This is a genomic window from Actinospica acidithermotolerans (genome assembly GCF_018139625.1).
Classification (GTDB): Bacteria; Actinomycetota; Actinomycetes; order Streptomycetales; family Catenulisporaceae; genus Actinospica; species Actinospica acidithermotolerans.
Genome location: NZ_JAGSOH010000028.1, coordinates 37,242 through 52,556, shown reverse-complemented (window position 1 = coordinate 52,556; position 15,315 = coordinate 37,242). Strand labels below are relative to the sequence as shown.

12 protein-coding genes are annotated in these 15,315 nt (G+C 72.5%); 5 read left to right on the top strand and 7 right to left on the bottom strand.

All coding sequences use genetic code 11. The features are described from left to right. Nucleotides 1-28: 28 nt before the first annotated feature. Nucleotides 29-877 (bottom strand): MerR family transcriptional regulator, encoded by an 849-nt coding sequence (locus tag KDK95_RS12445; protein WP_212518267.1) that lies wholly within the window; start codon nt 875-877, stop codon nt 29-31. Between the two features lie 363 nt (nt 878-1,240). On the opposite strand from KDK95_RS12445, the gene KDK95_RS12440 reads away from it, so the two are divergent. From KDK95_RS12440 to KDK95_RS12430, 3 genes are all read left to right on the top strand, one after another. Beyond that, nucleotides 1,241-2,710, top strand: a complete 1,470-nt coding sequence (locus KDK95_RS12440) for a carbohydrate binding domain-containing protein (RefSeq protein ID WP_212518266.1) — start codon at nt 1,241-1,243, stop codon at nt 2,708-2,710. A gap of 75 nt (nt 2,711-2,785) precedes the next feature. After that, nucleotides 2,786-3,325: an EF-hand domain-containing protein gene (locus KDK95_RS12435; RefSeq protein WP_212518265.1), complete on the top strand. Its 540-nt coding sequence runs from the start codon at nt 2,786-2,788 to the stop codon at nt 3,323-3,325. A gap of 82 nt (nt 3,326-3,407) precedes the next feature. Continuing rightward, complete coding sequence (locus KDK95_RS12430; RefSeq protein ID WP_307844324.1) at nt 3,408-4,937, top strand: aminopeptidase P family protein; 1,530 nt, start codon at nt 3,408-3,410, stop codon at nt 4,935-4,937. Nucleotides 4,938-5,300: 363 nt separating this feature from the next. Here the strand turns inward: KDK95_RS12430 and KDK95_RS12425 are convergent, their stop codons facing one another. Both KDK95_RS12425 and yczE read right to left on the bottom strand, forming a co-directional pair. Further along, nucleotides 5,301-6,710: a helix-turn-helix domain-containing protein gene (locus tag KDK95_RS12425; RefSeq protein WP_212518264.1), complete on the bottom strand. Its 1,410-nt coding sequence runs from the start codon at nt 6,708-6,710 to the stop codon at nt 5,301-5,303. Nucleotides 6,711-6,967: 257 nt separating this feature from the next. Continuing rightward, nucleotides 6,968-7,570 (bottom strand): membrane protein YczE, encoded by a 603-nt coding sequence (gene yczE, locus KDK95_RS38205; protein ID WP_443612920.1) that lies wholly within the window; start codon nt 7,568-7,570, stop codon nt 6,968-6,970. Nucleotides 7,571-8,007: 437 nt separating this feature from the next. On the opposite strand from yczE, the gene yczR reads away from it, so the two are divergent. After that, nucleotides 8,008-9,498: a MocR-like transcription factor YczR gene (gene yczR / locus KDK95_RS12415; protein WP_212518262.1), complete on the top strand. Its 1,491-nt coding sequence runs from the start codon at nt 8,008-8,010 to the stop codon at nt 9,496-9,498. Nucleotides 9,499-9,771: 273 nt separating this feature from the next. On the opposite strand, the gene KDK95_RS12410 is transcribed toward yczR, so the two are convergent. After that, nucleotides 9,772-10,371 (bottom strand): TetR/AcrR family transcriptional regulator, encoded by a 600-nt coding sequence (locus tag KDK95_RS12410; protein WP_212518261.1) that lies wholly within the window; start codon nt 10,369-10,371, stop codon nt 9,772-9,774. A gap of 127 nt (nt 10,372-10,498) precedes the next feature. Here KDK95_RS12410 and KDK95_RS12405 point away from each other — a divergent pair, with 127 nt between their 5' ends. Further along, nucleotides 10,499-11,662: an epoxide hydrolase family protein gene (locus KDK95_RS12405; protein ID WP_212518260.1), complete on the top strand. Its 1,164-nt coding sequence runs from the start codon at nt 10,499-10,501 to the stop codon at nt 11,660-11,662. Nucleotides 11,663-11,752: 90 nt separating this feature from the next. Here the strand turns inward: KDK95_RS12405 and KDK95_RS12400 are convergent, their stop codons facing one another. The 3 genes from KDK95_RS12400 to KDK95_RS12390 are packed head-to-tail and all read right to left on the bottom strand — an operon-like array spanning nt 11,753 to nt 15,292. Then, nucleotides 11,753-12,808 (bottom strand): FHA domain-containing protein, encoded by a 1,056-nt coding sequence (locus tag KDK95_RS12400; protein WP_212518259.1) that lies wholly within the window; start codon nt 12,806-12,808, stop codon nt 11,753-11,755. Between the two features lie 25 nt (nt 12,809-12,833). Further along, nucleotides 12,834-14,147, bottom strand: a complete 1,314-nt coding sequence (locus tag KDK95_RS12395; RefSeq protein WP_212518258.1) for a vWA domain-containing protein — start codon at nt 14,145-14,147, stop codon at nt 12,834-12,836. Continuing rightward, the gene (locus KDK95_RS12390; protein WP_212518257.1) at nt 14,144-15,292 is read right to left on the bottom strand and encodes a PP2C family protein-serine/threonine phosphatase; all 1,149 of its coding nucleotides are present in this window, start codon (nt 15,290-15,292) and stop codon (nt 14,144-14,146) included. The genes KDK95_RS12395 and KDK95_RS12390 overlap by 4 nt, the downstream gene beginning before the upstream one ends. Nucleotides 15,293-15,315 lie beyond the last annotated feature (23 nt).

Genomic DNA, 15,315 nt, shown 5'->3' with positions numbered 1-15,315 from the left:
TGCGGGGCCGGCAGAGCGGCCCTCTCCCCTACCTCAACGGCACCGCCACGTCGCAGTCCGGGACCGACCCCTCCCCCTGCGACTCGAGGTAGACGAGGCGGAGCGGGCCGACGGTCTGGCGGTCCTGGTCGCGGGACCACGCGAGGAGGCTTTGGGCCGCGAGGACGATGCGGGCGGCGTGCAGGAGCGTGGTGGCTCCGTAGTGGACGTACGCTTCCTGATGCGCCGGGTCGGTGCGCAGGGTGAGGTCGGGGAAGCGCTTGGCGAGTTCGGGCGCGCGGTCTTCGGGGACGGGCCAGCACCACTCGATCGGCCCATCGCTGTCGGCGCTGACGTCGCCGTAGTAGATGATGAAGGGCGCGCCGGCCACGCCGGGCAGGGGCTTGATTCCGGCGTGGCGGAGGTTGCCGACGAACTCCTCGCGCACGGCGGTCTGCTCGTCGATGTGCAGGTGCCTCGTCTGCGCCAGGACGCTGCGGTCCGGGAGCGACCGGGTGGAGACCGCGTAGGCCATGGAGGTGGCGGCGGACACGTTGCCGCGCAGGCGCTCGGTGAGTGAGCCGACGAGGCGTCGGCGGGCGGCGTGCTCTGCCTCGGCCTCGGCCCAGAAGGCTGCGATGCGGTCGGCGCCGAGCGAGCCCTCCTCGTCGAGGGCGGTCTTGATCTCGGTGAGCGGGATACCCACCTGGCGCAGCGACGAGACGAGGTACGCGCGCTCGAGCTGGCCGCGCAGGTAGTGGCGGGCGCCGGTCACCGGGTCCACCCGGCTCGGTTCGAGCACGCCGGCGTGGTCGTACAGGCGCAGCGCCTTGGGCGAGAGCCGGCTGAGCCTGGCGAACTCGCCGGTGCTCACCTCGTCCGCGTCCGACTCGGTCATCCGCATCCCTTCCCTGCCGGGTCCCAGTCAAGGTCAACATCCCCGGCCGAAGATCGCAATCCGGACGCGCGCGGCATCTTGCCAGCGTCGGCAGATTGGACTAGACCATATGCAGAGGACTAGACCACCCACGGCCCTCGGCACCGCGCGCTCGCGCACCCGCGCGATCCCTTGCACACCCACCTGCACGATCCGGCACGAAGGAGTGCGATCAGCAGCATGCAGAGATGGACACGCACGTCCGCTCGGAACAGGCACCCGCGCATTCACACCGCCCCCGACCACACCCACACCCACACTTACGCTCACACCCGCACCCGCACCACCGACCGGCAGCGCCCCCGGCGGTCTGTGCGGCTGGGGGTGGGGGCCGCCGCCGCGGCGCTCGTCGTTCCGGCGGCTCTGTACCTGTCCACCGGCGCCGCGTCCGCGGCCGCCGCCAATCTGCTGAGCAACGCCGGCTTCGAGTCGGGGAGCCTGTCGGGCTGGACGTGCGATCCGGGGACGGCGAGCGTCGTCGGCAGTCCCGCGCACTCCGGCTCGTACGCGCTCGCCGGAACACCCACCTCGTCCGACGACGCTCAGTGCACGCAGACGGTCACCGTCCAGGCGAACACGACGTACACGCTCTCGGCGTACGTCGAGGGTTCCTACGTCTACCTCGGCGACACCGGCGGCAGCGACACGTGGACGCCGTCGGCGACGAGCTGGCAGCAGCTCTCGATGTCGATCACGACGGGGGCGTCGCAGACCTCGCTGACGGTCTACATCCACGGCTGGTACGCGCAGCCCGAGTACTACGCCGACGACTTCTCGCTGACTGCCGGTACCACCTCGACCGGCAGCCCGAGCACGTCGTCGACGGGTACGGCGACCGCCACGTCCACCGCCACCGCGTCCGCGTCCGCGTCCGCGAGCGCGACGGCCACCGGGACCGGCACGGCGGGCGGCGGCCCGGTCGGCAAGGTCGCACCGTACGTGGACATGTCGAACAACCAGGAGCCGATGCTGAATTCCGCCGCCAAGGCGGGGCTCACCTCGTACACGGCGGCCTTCGTGATCTCCTCCGGGTGCTCGCCGATCTGGGGCGACACGCTCCCGGTCACCGACGACCCGGCGATGGACCAGGAGATCGCCACCGCGAAGGCGGACGGCGCGACGCCGATCGTGTCGTTCGGCGGCGCGGGCGGCACCGAGCTCGCGATGGCGTGCACGACCGAGTCCGCCCTCCAGGCGGCGTACCAGTCCGTGATCACCCACCTGGGTGTGACGCACATCGACTTCGACATCGAAGGCGCCCCGCTCGACTACACGGCGGACAACAACCTGCGCTTCCAGGCGATCGCCGCGCTCGAGGCGGCGAATCCGAACCTCGTCGTGTCGGTGACGCTGCCCGTGCTGCCGACCGGCCTGGCGGCGGACGGCGTGGCCTTCCTCGCGCTGGCCAAGCAGGACAACGTCCGCATCGACCTGGTCAACGTGATGGCGATGGACTACGGCTCGTCGTTCACCGGCGACATGGGCCAGGAGGCCGTCGAGGCCGCCGAGAGCACGCTGACCCAGGTGCAGGCGGACTGGCCGGGCGACACCTACGCGAACATCGGCGTCACCCCGATGATCGGCCAGAACGACAACTCGGCCGAGGTCTTCTCGGAGGCCGACGCGCAAACGCTGGTCACCTGGGCGGATTCGGCGCACCTCGGCCGGCTCGCCTTCTGGTCGGTGGACCGGGACCAGCCGTGCGGCGGCTCGGCCTCCGGGCTGCCGTCCTGCTCGGAGATCTCGCAGAGCGCGCTCGACTTCACGAAGATCTTCGACGCGTACACCGGGTGAGGAGCGCATTCACCACTTTTCAAGCCCGCCGGGCCTCGGGATGCGCCCCGGGGCCCGGCGCGTTGCAATGGACGCATGCTCACCGCACTCCAGCGCCGCAAGCTCCAGCTGCGGTTCGCGCTGCTCGACACCGACGGCAACGGGTACCTCTCGCAACGGGACTACGACCTCGTCACCTTGCGGCTGTGCGCGGCGTTCGGGCACCTTCCTGGCACGCCGGAGTACGAACGGGTCCACCACGCCTACCTCGAGCTGTGGGAGCAGCTGCGGGGCCTGATGGACTCGGACGGCGAGGGCCGGATCTCGCTCAGCCAGTTCATGGACGGCTGCGAGCGGCTGATGCGCGAGCAGCCGCTGCCGCCCGCGCACGACCCGGTGGAGCTCATCTTCGAGATGGTGGACGCCGACGGCAACGGCGTGATCGACCTGAGCGAGTTCACCAAGTGGATGCATTCGTACGGCGTCGGCGCGCAGGACACGGTCGAGGCCTTCGACCTGCTCGACTCGGACGACGACGGGGTGCTCAGCCGTCCGGAGGTGGCCGCCGCCGCGCAGGCCTTCTACGCGTCGAACGACCCGGCGGACGTCGGGAACTGGCTGTTCGGCCCGCTGTAAGGCCCACCGGACGGCCGGTCTATCGGGCGCGTCCGGGAGCGGCTACGCTGTGCCCCGTAACGGTCGAGGAAGGGCGTGGGTAGTGACAGAGCGGGTCGAGCAGACGGCGGAGACGGCGGCGGCAGCGGAGACGGCGGCGGAGACGGGGGACCGCGAGCAGCCGGTCCGTTCCGGGCGCAAGAACGGCCTGTACGGGGAGATCAGCGAGGAGCTGGGCGCGAGCATGCGCTCCGGCTGGGCCGACACCGAGCGGGACGGGCTCGAGCCGTCGGCTCAGTCGCCGTATGCGGCGAAGCGGCGCAAGGCGCTGTCCGCGGCGTTCCCGGGCGACCGGCTGGTCATCCCGTCCGGCAACCTGAAGGTCCGCTCGAACGACACCGACTACCCGTTCCGCGCCAGCTGCGACTACGTCTACCTGACCGGCGATCAGACCGAGAACAGCGTGCTGATCCTGGAGCCGAAGGCAGACGGCGGGCACGAGGCGGCGATCTACCTGCTGCCGCGCTCGAACCGCGAGGACGGCGAGTTCTGGCTCAGCGGCTACGGCGAGCTGTGGGTGGGCCGTCGCAATTCCCTGACGGAGGCCGCGGCGATCCTGGGCCTGGCCACCCGCGACTCGCGGCAGGCGGCCGAGCAGCTGGCCGAGGCGATCGTCGCCGACCAGGGCGTCGTCACCCGCATCCTGCGCGGCCACGACGAGCAGCTCGACGCCGTGGTGGACCTGGCCTCCGGCCGGGACGAGCGGGCCGCGGCCGAGCTCGACGAGGAGCTGAAGGTCTTCCTCCACGGCATGCGCCTGGTGAAGGACGAGTGGGAGATCGAGCAGATGCGCCGCGCGTGCGCCGCGACCGCCACCGGCTTCACCGACGTGGTGCGCGAGCTGGGCCAGGCGATCGCGACCTCGGAGCGCTGGATCGAGGGCACGTTCTACCGTCGTGCCCGGGTCGAGGGCAACGATGTCGGCTACGGCTCGATCTGCGCGGCCGGCCCGCACGCGACCACCCTGCACTGGGTGCGCAACGACGGCGCCGTCCGCCCGGGCGAGCTGCTGCTGCTGGACGCCGGCGTGGAGACGGACACGCTGTACACGGCCGACGTCACCCGCACGCTGCCGATCGACGGCCGGTTCTCCGAGCTGCAGAAGAAGATCTACGAGGCCGTGTACGACGCGCAGGAGGCCGGCATCGCGGCCGTCCGCCCGGGCGCCCGCTTCCGCGACTTCCACGAGGCTTCGCAGCGCGTGCTGGCCGAGCGGCTCGTCGAGTGGGGCCTGCTCGAAGGCCCGGCGGAGCGCGTCATCGAGCTGGGCCTGCAGCGCCGCTACACGCTGCACGGCACCGGCCACATGCTCGGCCTCGACGTGCACGACTGCGCCGACGCCCGCACCGAGGACTACGTCGACGCGCAGCTCGTGCCCGGCATGATCCTGACCGTCGAGCCGGGCCTGTACTTCCAGCTCGACGACCTGACGGTGCCGGAGGAGTATCGCGGCGTGGGCGTGCGGATCGAGGACGACATCCTGGTCACCGCGGACGGCAACGAGAACCTCTCGGCCGCGCTGCCGCGCACCGTCGCCGGCATCGAGCAGTGGATGGGCTCGCTGCGCGACTGAGGCGGCTGACCGGCTACGGCGGCTGACCGGCCGAGCGTCAGCCGACGGACGTGATGCGGTGCTGTCCGGCCTCGGGCAGCACCCGCGCGACCGCCTCATAGTCGCGATCGTCGTGAAGCACCGTCAGCCCCCGCGGGACCCATCTGATCTCGGTTTCGCGGATGCGTCGAGCAGGAACGTCGCGGTCACCGGACGCCCTTTGCCGCCTTGCGCCGCGCGAAGTAGTCCGCCGCATCCTGCTCATCGGTCGAGCGGGCCGCGAGTCGACGGAACGCCGCCATGCGCTGAGAGCGATTGGCCACTTCGCGGAGAGCGGCGTTGACCGTGTCCTTCTTCGTGGTCGTGCCAAGCCGACCACACCGATCAACCCTCCCCCTCCTCCGGCGCAGTCACGTCCTTCCGATCGATGTCCTCCCGGTCGATCGGGCGGATCAGGCGCGTGAGGTGCGGGAGCAGTTCGCGGATGGCGCGCGTGTCGGAGTACGGCAGGACCAGCGGGACGACCGCGTAGAGCAGGTCGGCGGCCAGGCTGACGTCCATCTCGCGGGTCAGGGCAGCGGCGGCGGCGCCGTGGTCGAGGCAGCGCTCGAGTTCGCCGGTCACGGCGGCTACCAGGGCGCACTCGGCGAGGACGACGGCGCGGCCCTTGACCCGGGCGGGGCCGAGGGCGTCGACGGCCTGGACTGCGTACTCGGCGGCGTACTTGTCGCCGGTGAGAGCGGCGACGTGCGCTGTGCTGGAGAGCAGCCGGGCGCGGCCGAAGAAGCGCGTCCACGGCGAGCCGCCGTCGCCCGGGCGCGGGCTCGGCAGGTCGGCGCCCAACTCTTGGGCCCGGTCCATGGCGGCGCGGGCGGCGTCGAATTCGCCGAGCGCGGCGGCGTGGAGCGCGGCGCGGGACGTGGCCCACGCGGCGGCGCGGCGGTCGGCCAGAGCGTGCTGAGCGGCCGTGTGAGAGAGCTGCCAGGCGGTGGCCGGGTCGCCGCGCCTGGCCGCCGAGTACGACAGGCACGTCAGGCTCGCGGCGAGCAGCTGCGCGTCGACGGTGCCCTCGGCCGCGCCGATCGCGGTGTCCCAGTACCGGTGCGCGGACGCGGTGTCCGCGCGGTCGAAGGCCAGCCAGCCGGCCAGCAGCGCGCTGCGTCCGGCGCTCAGCATCAGCCGGCGGCGCACGGACTCGTGCCGAGCCGCGGTGAGCAGCGAGGTCACGGTCCCGATGTGCCGGTCCACGGTCGGGGCGAGCAGCCGGGACGGGCTGTGGTGCTGCAGGTCGAAGAGTCTCGAGGTGGAGGCCTCGACGAGTTCGGCGGTGCGCGCGTCGACGGTGGAGGGGTGGTCGAGCGCGTACCGCAACCGGTCCATGGAGCTCTCGATCGAGCCGTTCGCCGAATACTCGGTGAGCCCGGACATCGCGAACATCGCGCCGACCCTGGTGGCGGCGAGGTGGTTCGCGGAGCCGTCCGCGACCGTCGCGGCGACCGAGCCGGGCGCGGCCAGCGCGGCCAGTCCGGCTTCGTCGGGCAGGACGCGGAAGCCCAGTTCACGCGCCGAGAGCCCGGTGACCGCCTGCAGGACCCTGAGGTAATCGGGCCTGCAGGCGGCGTGTTCACCGGTCTCCCACTTCTGCACGAGCCGCTTGGTGCAGTGGTTCGGCGCCCCGATCGCATTGCCGGCGGCGCGGATCGCCTCGGCGAACTGAGCCTGGCTCAGCCGCATCGACTGCCGCGCGCGACGGAGGGGCAGATTCGGGGTTCGCGGGAGTGGTCGCGTAGTCACGCGGAGAAAGTTATGGGCTGATTTTCGGCTTCGCCCCGCCGCTTTAATGCAGAAGAGTGACGGCCTTCGCCGATCCGACGCCTTTCGGTGCCCCTTTTGAAACGCTGCGGCTACATGACTCCTACCAGCATTGATGCAGCGCAACTAGTTCGATCGAAACTAGTTACGGCCGCAACTAGTTATGAACGCGAGCGTAGCCGAGAATAAGGTGCCCCGGAAACCCGTTGCGCTTCCGGGGCCGTCTTAAGGGTTCGTAGTCAGGCCTTTTTCGCGACGGGCAGACGGAACCGCGGAATCGTCACGTGGACCAGGGGCCCGATGGCGACGGCGTAGACGACGGTGCCGATCCCGACGTTGCCGCCGAGCAGCCAGCCGACGGCGAGCACCGAGAGTTCGATGCCGGTGCGCACGACGCGGATCGAGCGGCCGCGGGCGGCGAGCGCGGTGGTCAGGCCGTCGCGCGGGCCGGGGCCGAGGCCGGCTCCGATGTACATGCCGGTGGCGACGGCGTTGAGCACGACCCCTGACACGAACAGCGCCCAGCGCAGCACGAGCGCGTGCGGGACGGGGACCGCCGGCAGGATGAGGTCCACGACGGCCCCGATCAGGACCACGTTGGCGACCGTGCCGATGCCGGGCCGCTGACGGAACGGGATCCAGAGCAGCAGCACCAGCGCACCGACGACGATCAGCACCGTGCCGACGGCGACGCCGGTGATCCGGGACAGGCCGGTGTGGAAGACGTCCCACGGATCCACCCCGACGCCCGGCGCGAGCATCATCGCCTCGCTGACGCCGTAGAGCAGCAGGCCGAGCGTGAGCTGGGTGAGCCGGGCCACAGCGCGTTCGCGCGGCCAGATCTCGACGGCGCCTACGGCGGCGTGCGCGGCGGCGCCCCCGATGGCGTGCGCGGCGGTCGAGGCGGCGTGTGGGGCGGTGAGCGCGGCGGCACCGTCGACGGCGTTCTCGGCGCTCGCGGGGGCGTGCGGGGCTGCGTGCGCGGCGGCGTGCGGGGCGGTGCCCCCGATGGCGTGCGCGGCGGTCGAGGCGGCGTGTGGGGCGGTGAGCGCGGCGGCACCGTCGACGGCGGTCTCGGCGCTCGCGGGGGCGCTATCGATGGCGGTCGCGGCGTACACGGCGGCGCCGTCTATGGCTCTCGCGGCGGTGGGACCGGTGGGGCGGGTCGCGTTCACTATGGACATCGGTCGGCTGCCGTCCTTGTCTGCTCGGGCTGACTCTGCCATGCTGACGGAGAAGTGGACTGCTCAGCGATAGCCAATCCAAGGGGAGTGGACTGATGGACGGGGCCGCATCCGCGTTGGGACCCGCGCAACTGGCCCGGCTGCTCGGGCCGTGGCGGGTGGTCGGCGAGTCCGGGGCGCACCCGGCCAGGCAGGCGCTGGCCGAGCGGATCAGGTCGCTGATCCTCGACGGCCGGATCGCGGTCGGCGCGCGGCTGCCCGCGGAACGGCCGCTGAGCGAGGCGCTGCAGGTCAGCCGGACCACGATCACCGCGGCGTACACGCTGCTGGTGGAGCAGGGGTACGCGGTGGCGCGCCGCGGGTCCGGCACCTTCACGGCGCTGCCCGAGCGGCTCTTCGCGCGGCCGACGGGTGGCTTCCACGACTACGGCGACCCCGACCTGCTCGACCTGAGCTGCGCCGGGCCCGCGGCCCCGACGGCCGAACTGCGCGCGGCCACCGCGTGGGCGGCGGAACGGCTGCCGCTGCTCGCGGCCGGCAACTCCTTCCGGCCCTACGGCCTGCCGGAGATGCGCGAGGCGATCGCGGAGCGGTACACCGCGCGCGGCCTGCCGACCTCGCCCGACCAGATCCTGGTGACCTCCGGGGCGCAGGGCGCGATCAGCCTGGTGGCCAGGCTGCTGGTGCGCCAGGGCGATCGGGTGCTGCTGGAGGGGCCCACCTTCGCGAACGTGATCGACTCGTTCACCGCCTCGCGCGCTCGGCTCTACCCGGTGCCGCTGGACGAGACGAGCGGCTGGCTCGACGGCGCCACCGGCCAGATGCCGCTGCAGCAGGCGGCCTCCCGGCTCTCCCCGCGGCTGGTCTACACGATCCCGCACTTCCACAACCCGACCGGGATGCTGATGCCGCCGGAGCAGGCGGGCCGGATCGCCCGCGCGGCGCGAAGGGCGGGCGCCTGGCTGCTGGCCGACGAGACGATCACCGACATCGCGCTGGACGTCCCGGTGCCGCCGCCGTTCGCCACCGGGGTCTCCCCCGCTGACGCGGAACGTCTGCTGGTGTGCGGATCGCTCGGCAAGTCCTTCTGGGGCGGCATCCGCGTCGGCTGGCTGCGCGCGCCGAGCCGCATCGTGCACGAACTCGCCGCCGCCCGCGCCTCGCTGGACCTCGCGTCGCCGGTGATCGACCAGCTGATCGGCGTCGCCGTATTGCGCGAGGGCATGGGCGTCGAGGACGACCGCCGCGCCGAGTCGCGCGCGGGCCGCGCCGTCCTGGAGGCGGCACTGCGCGAGTCGATGCCGGACTGGACGTGGCACACGCCTCCGGGCGGCCTGAGCCTGTGGGTGCAGCTCGCGGAGGGCGAGGAGTCCACGCAGCTCGTCTACCGCGCGGGCACGCACGGCCTGGTCCTGCAGAGCGGCCCGCGCTTCGGGCCGGACCCGGGGACGTACGAGCGCTTCCTGCGGGTGCCCTACTCGCAGACGCCCGAGGTGCTCCGCGAGGCCGTGCGGCGGCTCGTGGCCGCGCGCACAGCGCTGGGCCCGGTGCGAGGCTCGGAGACACGGCGGGACCTGGTGGCCTAGGCAGGGGCCTCAGCAGGCTAGGGATGGTCGCTGCCCGGGCACTGGGCCCGGTGCGAGCCTCCGAGACTCGGCGGGATCTGGTGGCCTAGGGTCAGCTTCCGTACCTCGCAGCCCTGTCTCCCCGCGGGGCCGGGCCGGTCGCCCGCGAGGGCGGTTGTTGCCGGGCCTCGGGAACTCCCAGCATCAGGAGGCTAGTGATGGTCGCCGCGGTGCGAGCCTCTGAGGTGGCCCAGGGCCGGCCTCCGTCCCCCCGCAGCCCTGCCTCCCCGCGGGTCAGGGAAGGTCGCCCGCGAGGGCGGTTGCGCGGGCCTCGGGAACTCCCAGCATGAGCAGGCTTGTGATGGTCGCCGCCCGGGCGCCGAGCGTGCCGTTCGACCGGTCGCTGTCGGCGATGGCGAACACGGCGCCGTAGGCGATCTGGCTCAGCAGGTCCGCCGGGAGGTGCTTCGCGAACACGCCGCCGTCCTGGCCCCGCTTCACGAGGCCCGCGAGGAGTTCGTCGAGCGGCCCGAGCAGGGCGTGGATCGCCTCGCCGTACTCGCCGCGGCGCAGCGCCAGCAGCACCCGGTAGCGGTGCGCGACCGGCCACAGGCGGGCGATGAATTCGGCCCATGCCGCGCCCGCCCGCGCGTCGGAGGCGTCGGCTTCGGTCAGCACTGCCGTCATCTCGCCGACGGCCCTTTCCGTGAGCGTCCGGATCAAGTCGAGGCGCGAGGGGAAATGGCCGTAGACCGTGCGGCGCACGACACCGGCGGCGGAGGCGATCTCGCCCATTCCGGCGTCGGGGTTCTCGCCCAGCACGGCGAGGGCGACGTCGAGGATGCGATCGCGTGTCTCGTTCATCGAGCGCGCGCGGGAGGACTCGGTAGGCACGGCGCCATTTTTGCACACCACTGTGCAATAGGCCACACTGCACACGGCTGTGCAATGAGATAGGCTGCACACCAGTGTGCAACGGAAGGTTGCGCCGCGCCTCGAAGCTCAGAAGAGGAGAAGGCAAATGACCGCACCGACGTCGCCGGCCTCGTCCCGCGTCCGGCCGTTCACCGTCTCGATCCCGGAATCCGAGATCGACGACCTGAAGCGGCGGCTGGCCGGAACCCGCTGGCCGGATCCGGAAACGGTGGGCGACTGGTCGCAGGGGGTCCGGGTGGAGAACGCCAGATCGCTGGTCGAGCACTGGGGGCGCGGCTACGACTGGCGGCGCTTCGAATCCGAGCTCAACCGCCACCCCCAGTTCCTGACCGAGATCGACGGGCTGGACATCCACTTCATCCACGTCAGGTCCAAGAACCCCGGCGCGATGCCGCTGATCCTCACGCACGGATGGCCGGGCTCGATCGTCGAGTTCCTGAAGCTGATCGGCCCGCTGACCGATCCGGTCGCGTACGGAGGAGACGCCGCCGACTCGTTCGACGTCGTCATCCCGTCGCTCCCCGGATTCGGGTTCTCCCAGAAGCCCACGGAGACCGGGTGGACCGTGTCGCGCATCGCGAGCGCGTGGGTGGAGCTGATGAAGCGCCTCGGCTACACGCGATGGGCCGCGCAGGGCGGCGATTGGGGCGCCGTCGTCACCACCGAGCTCGGGGCCATGCGGCCTGAGGGGCTGCTGGGGATCCATCTGAACACCCAGTACGCCTTTCCCGCCCTGATACCCGAGACGCTCACGCCCGAACAGCGCCACGCCGTGGAGACGCTCGGCCTCTACACCGGCGTGCTCGGCGGGTCGAACCACCTTCAGGGCACGAAGCCGGAGACCGTCGGAATCGCTCTGGCCGACTCGCCCGCCGGCCAGGCGGCCTGGATCTACGAGAAGTTCCAGTCCAAGACCGACAACAACGGGCTCGCCGAGGACGTCCTCGGCATCGACGACATACTCGATGCGATATCGCTCTACTGGTTCACCAACAGCGCGGCGTCCTCCGGCCGCATCTACTGGGAGAACAGGTCGCTCACCTTCGCCGGCCCGAAGCTGACGCTTCCGGTCGCGGTGACCGTGTTCCCGAAGGACATCCCGCGCCTGCCGCGAAGCTGGATCGAAGACACCTACAGCAACCTGATCCACTACGGCGAAGCCGACAAGGGCGGCCACTTCGCCGCCCTGGAACAGCCAGGGATCCTGGTCGACGAGATCCGCGCCGGCCTGCGCACCCTTCGTTCCTGACGCCGGCGGGCGGCCGGGCCGGGGCCGGTTTCGGCGGCGCGGCGGGATCTGCCGCCGACGTAGGGCGTGGCCCGCCGCGCCGGGTTGCGGCTACTGGAGGGTGATCGTCGTCCAGACGCCGAGGTGGATGCGGTCGCCGCGGTTGACCGGGATCTCGGTCTCCGCCGCGAGGGGCTCCTCGGCGTCGTTGAGGCGGGTGCCGTTGGCCGAGTCGAGGTCGACGACGACCCAGCCCTCGTCGTGCCGGAGCAGCTGCGCGTGCAGATGCGAGACGGCGGGGTCGAGGGGCGGGCCGGTGAGGTCGATCTCGGGGGCCAGGCCGCGGCTGGCCGAGGCACGGCCGATGCGGATCGGGCTGTCGGTGAAGGTGAAGCGGCGCTCGTGCGGGTACTTCGGGAACGGGAATTCGGACTCGATGATGTCGCCGCGCTCGATCTGCGCCTTGTAGTAGTCGCGGTCCGCGTTCACGACGAGGGTCAGCTCGGAGCCGAACGCGGAGGCCGGCGTGAGCACGGAGGCGAGGTTGAGCGCGGCCTCCGCCTCGGGCGACAGGGGCTCCGGGACGGCGGAGTCAGGGGCCGAGGATTCAGGGGTCGAGGACTCAGGCGTCGAAGACTCGGGGGCCGATGACTCCGGGTGGGCGGACGGCTCGGCCTCGGCCTGGGGCTCGGAGGTCTCAGCAGGCGCGGCCGACGCACCGGACGCAGCGGACGCGGCGGACTGCCGCTCTGCCTCCGCTTCGGCTTCGGCGCGCGCCAGCTCGGCCTCCAGGTCGAGGCCCCGGCCGCCGGAGCCGGATGCGGACCCGTTCGCCGGCTCGGGCTCCGCCTCCGGTTCGGCCGGGGGGACGCCCGGGGTCATGGTGACCTGGGGCATCGCCTCGGCGAGTTCGAAGTCGTATCCGCACTCCTCGCAGAAGCGGCCGTTGCGCTCGGCCTGGCAGACCGGGCACGCGCCGCCCGCGCCGCCGCCCGCCTGACCGCCACCCGCCTGACCGCCGGCCGTGGTCGCCGGCGCCGCCGGGGCGACGAGCGTCGGGGCGGCCGCGGACGCGCCGGTCCCGGCCGGCTGCGCCCCGATCACCAGCCCGCAGGTGTCGCAGTAGTCGCTGGCCTCTGACTCGTGCCCCGCCGGACATCTCGCCATGGCAAACACTCCCTCGAGCTGGCGCTCAGCTGTGGTTGTTGCGGTTCTTGCCGACCCGCGCGGTGCGGGTCGAGCGGGTGTCCAGGGTCATCTCGTCGGCGTCGGAGACGCGCTGCTTGAGCCGCACGGTGCCGGTGGCCGGGTCGTCCACGTCCACGACCTTCGACAGCAGCAGCGCGGTCTCGTCGTTGCCGGACTCGGCGGCCAGCTTCACCGCCCGGCCGAGCCGGGCCGTGGCCGTGTCCAGGTCGCCGTTCTTGCGCGCCTCGAGGCCCTCCCGGATCGCGTCGGCCAGCTCGGTCTGGCCGGTGTAGTCGGCCACGGTGCGGTCGATCCGGCCGGTCTGCGCGATGTCGTCCGACCAGATCGCCTTCACCAGGCCCTGGCCGAGCACGGCGGCCTGGCCGGCGCCGTCCACCGCGACCAGGCCTATCCGCGCGGCGAGCATCTCGTCGCCGACCGAGCCGGGCCGCACCTGGACGCAGACCTGGTAGTCGCGCGACTCGGCGCCCCACGCGCCGGTCGGGTAGTCGCCGGTCAGCGGGTTCGGCCCGGGCGCGCGGCGGCCGGTGAGGTCCACGATCTGCGGCGCGACCTGCTTGACGAACTTCACCTGCGCGCCCTGCGGGGCCCACACCCGCAGCCGCACGTCGCCGACGGCCTTGCCCATCGCGTGCTCGATGATCTGCTGGAAGTCCGCGGACAGCCGGCCCGGGTCGGCCACGATGTCCACGGTGCCGAGCAGCGCGGTCGAGACCTTGCGCAGCTCGGCCACCACCCAGTCGGTGCCGATGCCGCGGCAGTCGCAGGTGAACCGGCCCTCGCAGCGGGACAGGGCCGCGGCCAGGTCGGCGGGGTCCTCGTGCTCGTCCTTGCCGTCGGTCAGCAGGATCGCGTGCCGGATCGCCTGCTCGTGCCCGGTGAACAGCCGGTCGGCCATCGCCAGCCACTGGCCCATCGCGGTGCCGCCGCCGGCCGTCAGCCGGGCCACGGCCGCCTTGGCCGCGGCGCGCGAGGAGGCGTCGGCGGGCACCAGGTATTCGGTGCCGGGGAAGACCATCCGGGCCACGTGCGTTCCGGCGACGACCGCGAAGGGCACGCCGTCGCGGATCGCGTCGATCGCCGCCTCGGTGGCCTGCCGGGCGGCGGCCATCTTGGTCGGTGGGTAGTCCATCGAGCCCGAGCAGTCGACCATGATCACCTGGGCGGCGCGGCTGTTCGTCGCCCCGCCGAAGGCCGCCGCGGACTGCACCGAGACGATGGCGTTGACCTCGGAGGCGCCCTCGGCCAGATACTCGTTCTGGTAGACGTTGACCGTGAACTGGGGCTGGTTGCTCACTGCTCGTTCCCCTCGACTGGCTCGTTGACTGCCTGGATCTCGCTCGTCGGCTCCCCGCCCTGCTCCGGCCGGCGCGGCGGCCAGGGCACGAGCACCGCGGTGATGTTGTCGTGGCCGCCGCCCTCGATCGCGACGGACGCCATCGCGTTGGCGGCGGCCTGCAGGCCGCCGAAGCCGCCCGCGGCGAGCCTGGCCAGGTCGGCGGCGTCGGGGACGTAGTTCCACAGCCCGTCGCTGCAGGCGAGCACGAGGCCGGGGCCGTCCGGCAGGAAGACCCGCAGGTTGGCCGGCTCCTCGGGGGCGCCGGGGCCGAGCCAGCGCAGGATGGTGTGCGCGAGCGGGGACTTGAACGCCTCCTCCTCGGTGAGCGTGCCGTCCGCGATCATCCGCCCGGCCCAGGAGTCGTCGAGGGTCAGCGCGAGGGAGTCCTCGGGGTTCGAATCCAGCCAGTAGACGCGCGCGTCGCCGACCCAGCCGACGGTGACGCCGTCCTCGGCGACGATCGCGGTGACCATGGTGCTGGCCCGGCCGTTGCCCTCGTCGACGGGGTCGGCGGGCAGCGCGACCACGGCCTTGTTCGCCTGCTCGAAGGCGCCCAGGGTGGCCGAGTGCGGGTCCTCGCCGCGGCGCAGCGCCAGCACCAGGTGCTCGCGGGCGGTGAGCGCGGCGGCGGCCGAGGCGGTCTCCGGCTTGTACGAGGTGGACACCCCGTCGCAGACCACCGCGACGGCGATCGGCGCGCCGCCCGAGGCGCCGAGCACGGCGAGGGACATGTCGTCCTCGTTGCGCGAGTGCCGCAGGCCGCGGTCGGTGACCCCGGCGACCGGGCCGAGGTCGCGCTCGTAGTGGTCGCGCGGGTCCGGCTCCGGGGATCCGCACACGTCGCAGTACCCGTCGGTGAACGACTCTCCCGCGCAGTCCGCCGAGCGGCACGGGCCGCCGGACGGCAGCGCGGGCTCGGAGCGGCGCACCAGCAGGTCGGCGCCGCACTCCTCGCAGTAGCCGTCCTCGGGCGCGACCTCGGCCCCGCAGGCCGGGCAGCTCGGCCAGGCGGCCGCCGGCCGGGCGATCGGCGTCTCGAGCGTCTCGCCGAGCGTCTCGTCCAGTCCGCCTGCCGCGGCGTCCGGCTGTTCGGGCTCTGTCACGTCCCCGTCCTCATCCCTGGTCT

What these genes read in the sequence shown, in the direction of transcription:
- KDK95_RS12405 (WP_212518260.1), top strand. Translation starts at nt 10,499, where the DNA reads ATGACCGCACCGACGTCGCCGGCCTCGTCCCGCGTCCGGCCGTTCACC.
- KDK95_RS12445 (WP_212518267.1), bottom strand. Translation starts at nt 877, where the DNA reads ATGACCGAGTCGGACGCGGACGAGGTGAGCACCGGCGAGTTCGCCAGG.
- yczR (WP_212518262.1), top strand. Translation starts at nt 8,008, where the DNA reads ATGGACGGGGCCGCATCCGCGTTGGGACCCGCGCAACTGGCCCGGCTG.
- KDK95_RS12400 (WP_212518259.1), bottom strand. Translation starts at nt 12,808, where the DNA reads ATGGCGAGATGTCCGGCGGGGCACGAGTCAGAGGCCAGCGACTACTGC.
- KDK95_RS12435 (WP_212518265.1), top strand. Translation starts at nt 2,786, where the DNA reads ATGCTCACCGCACTCCAGCGCCGCAAGCTCCAGCTGCGGTTCGCGCTG.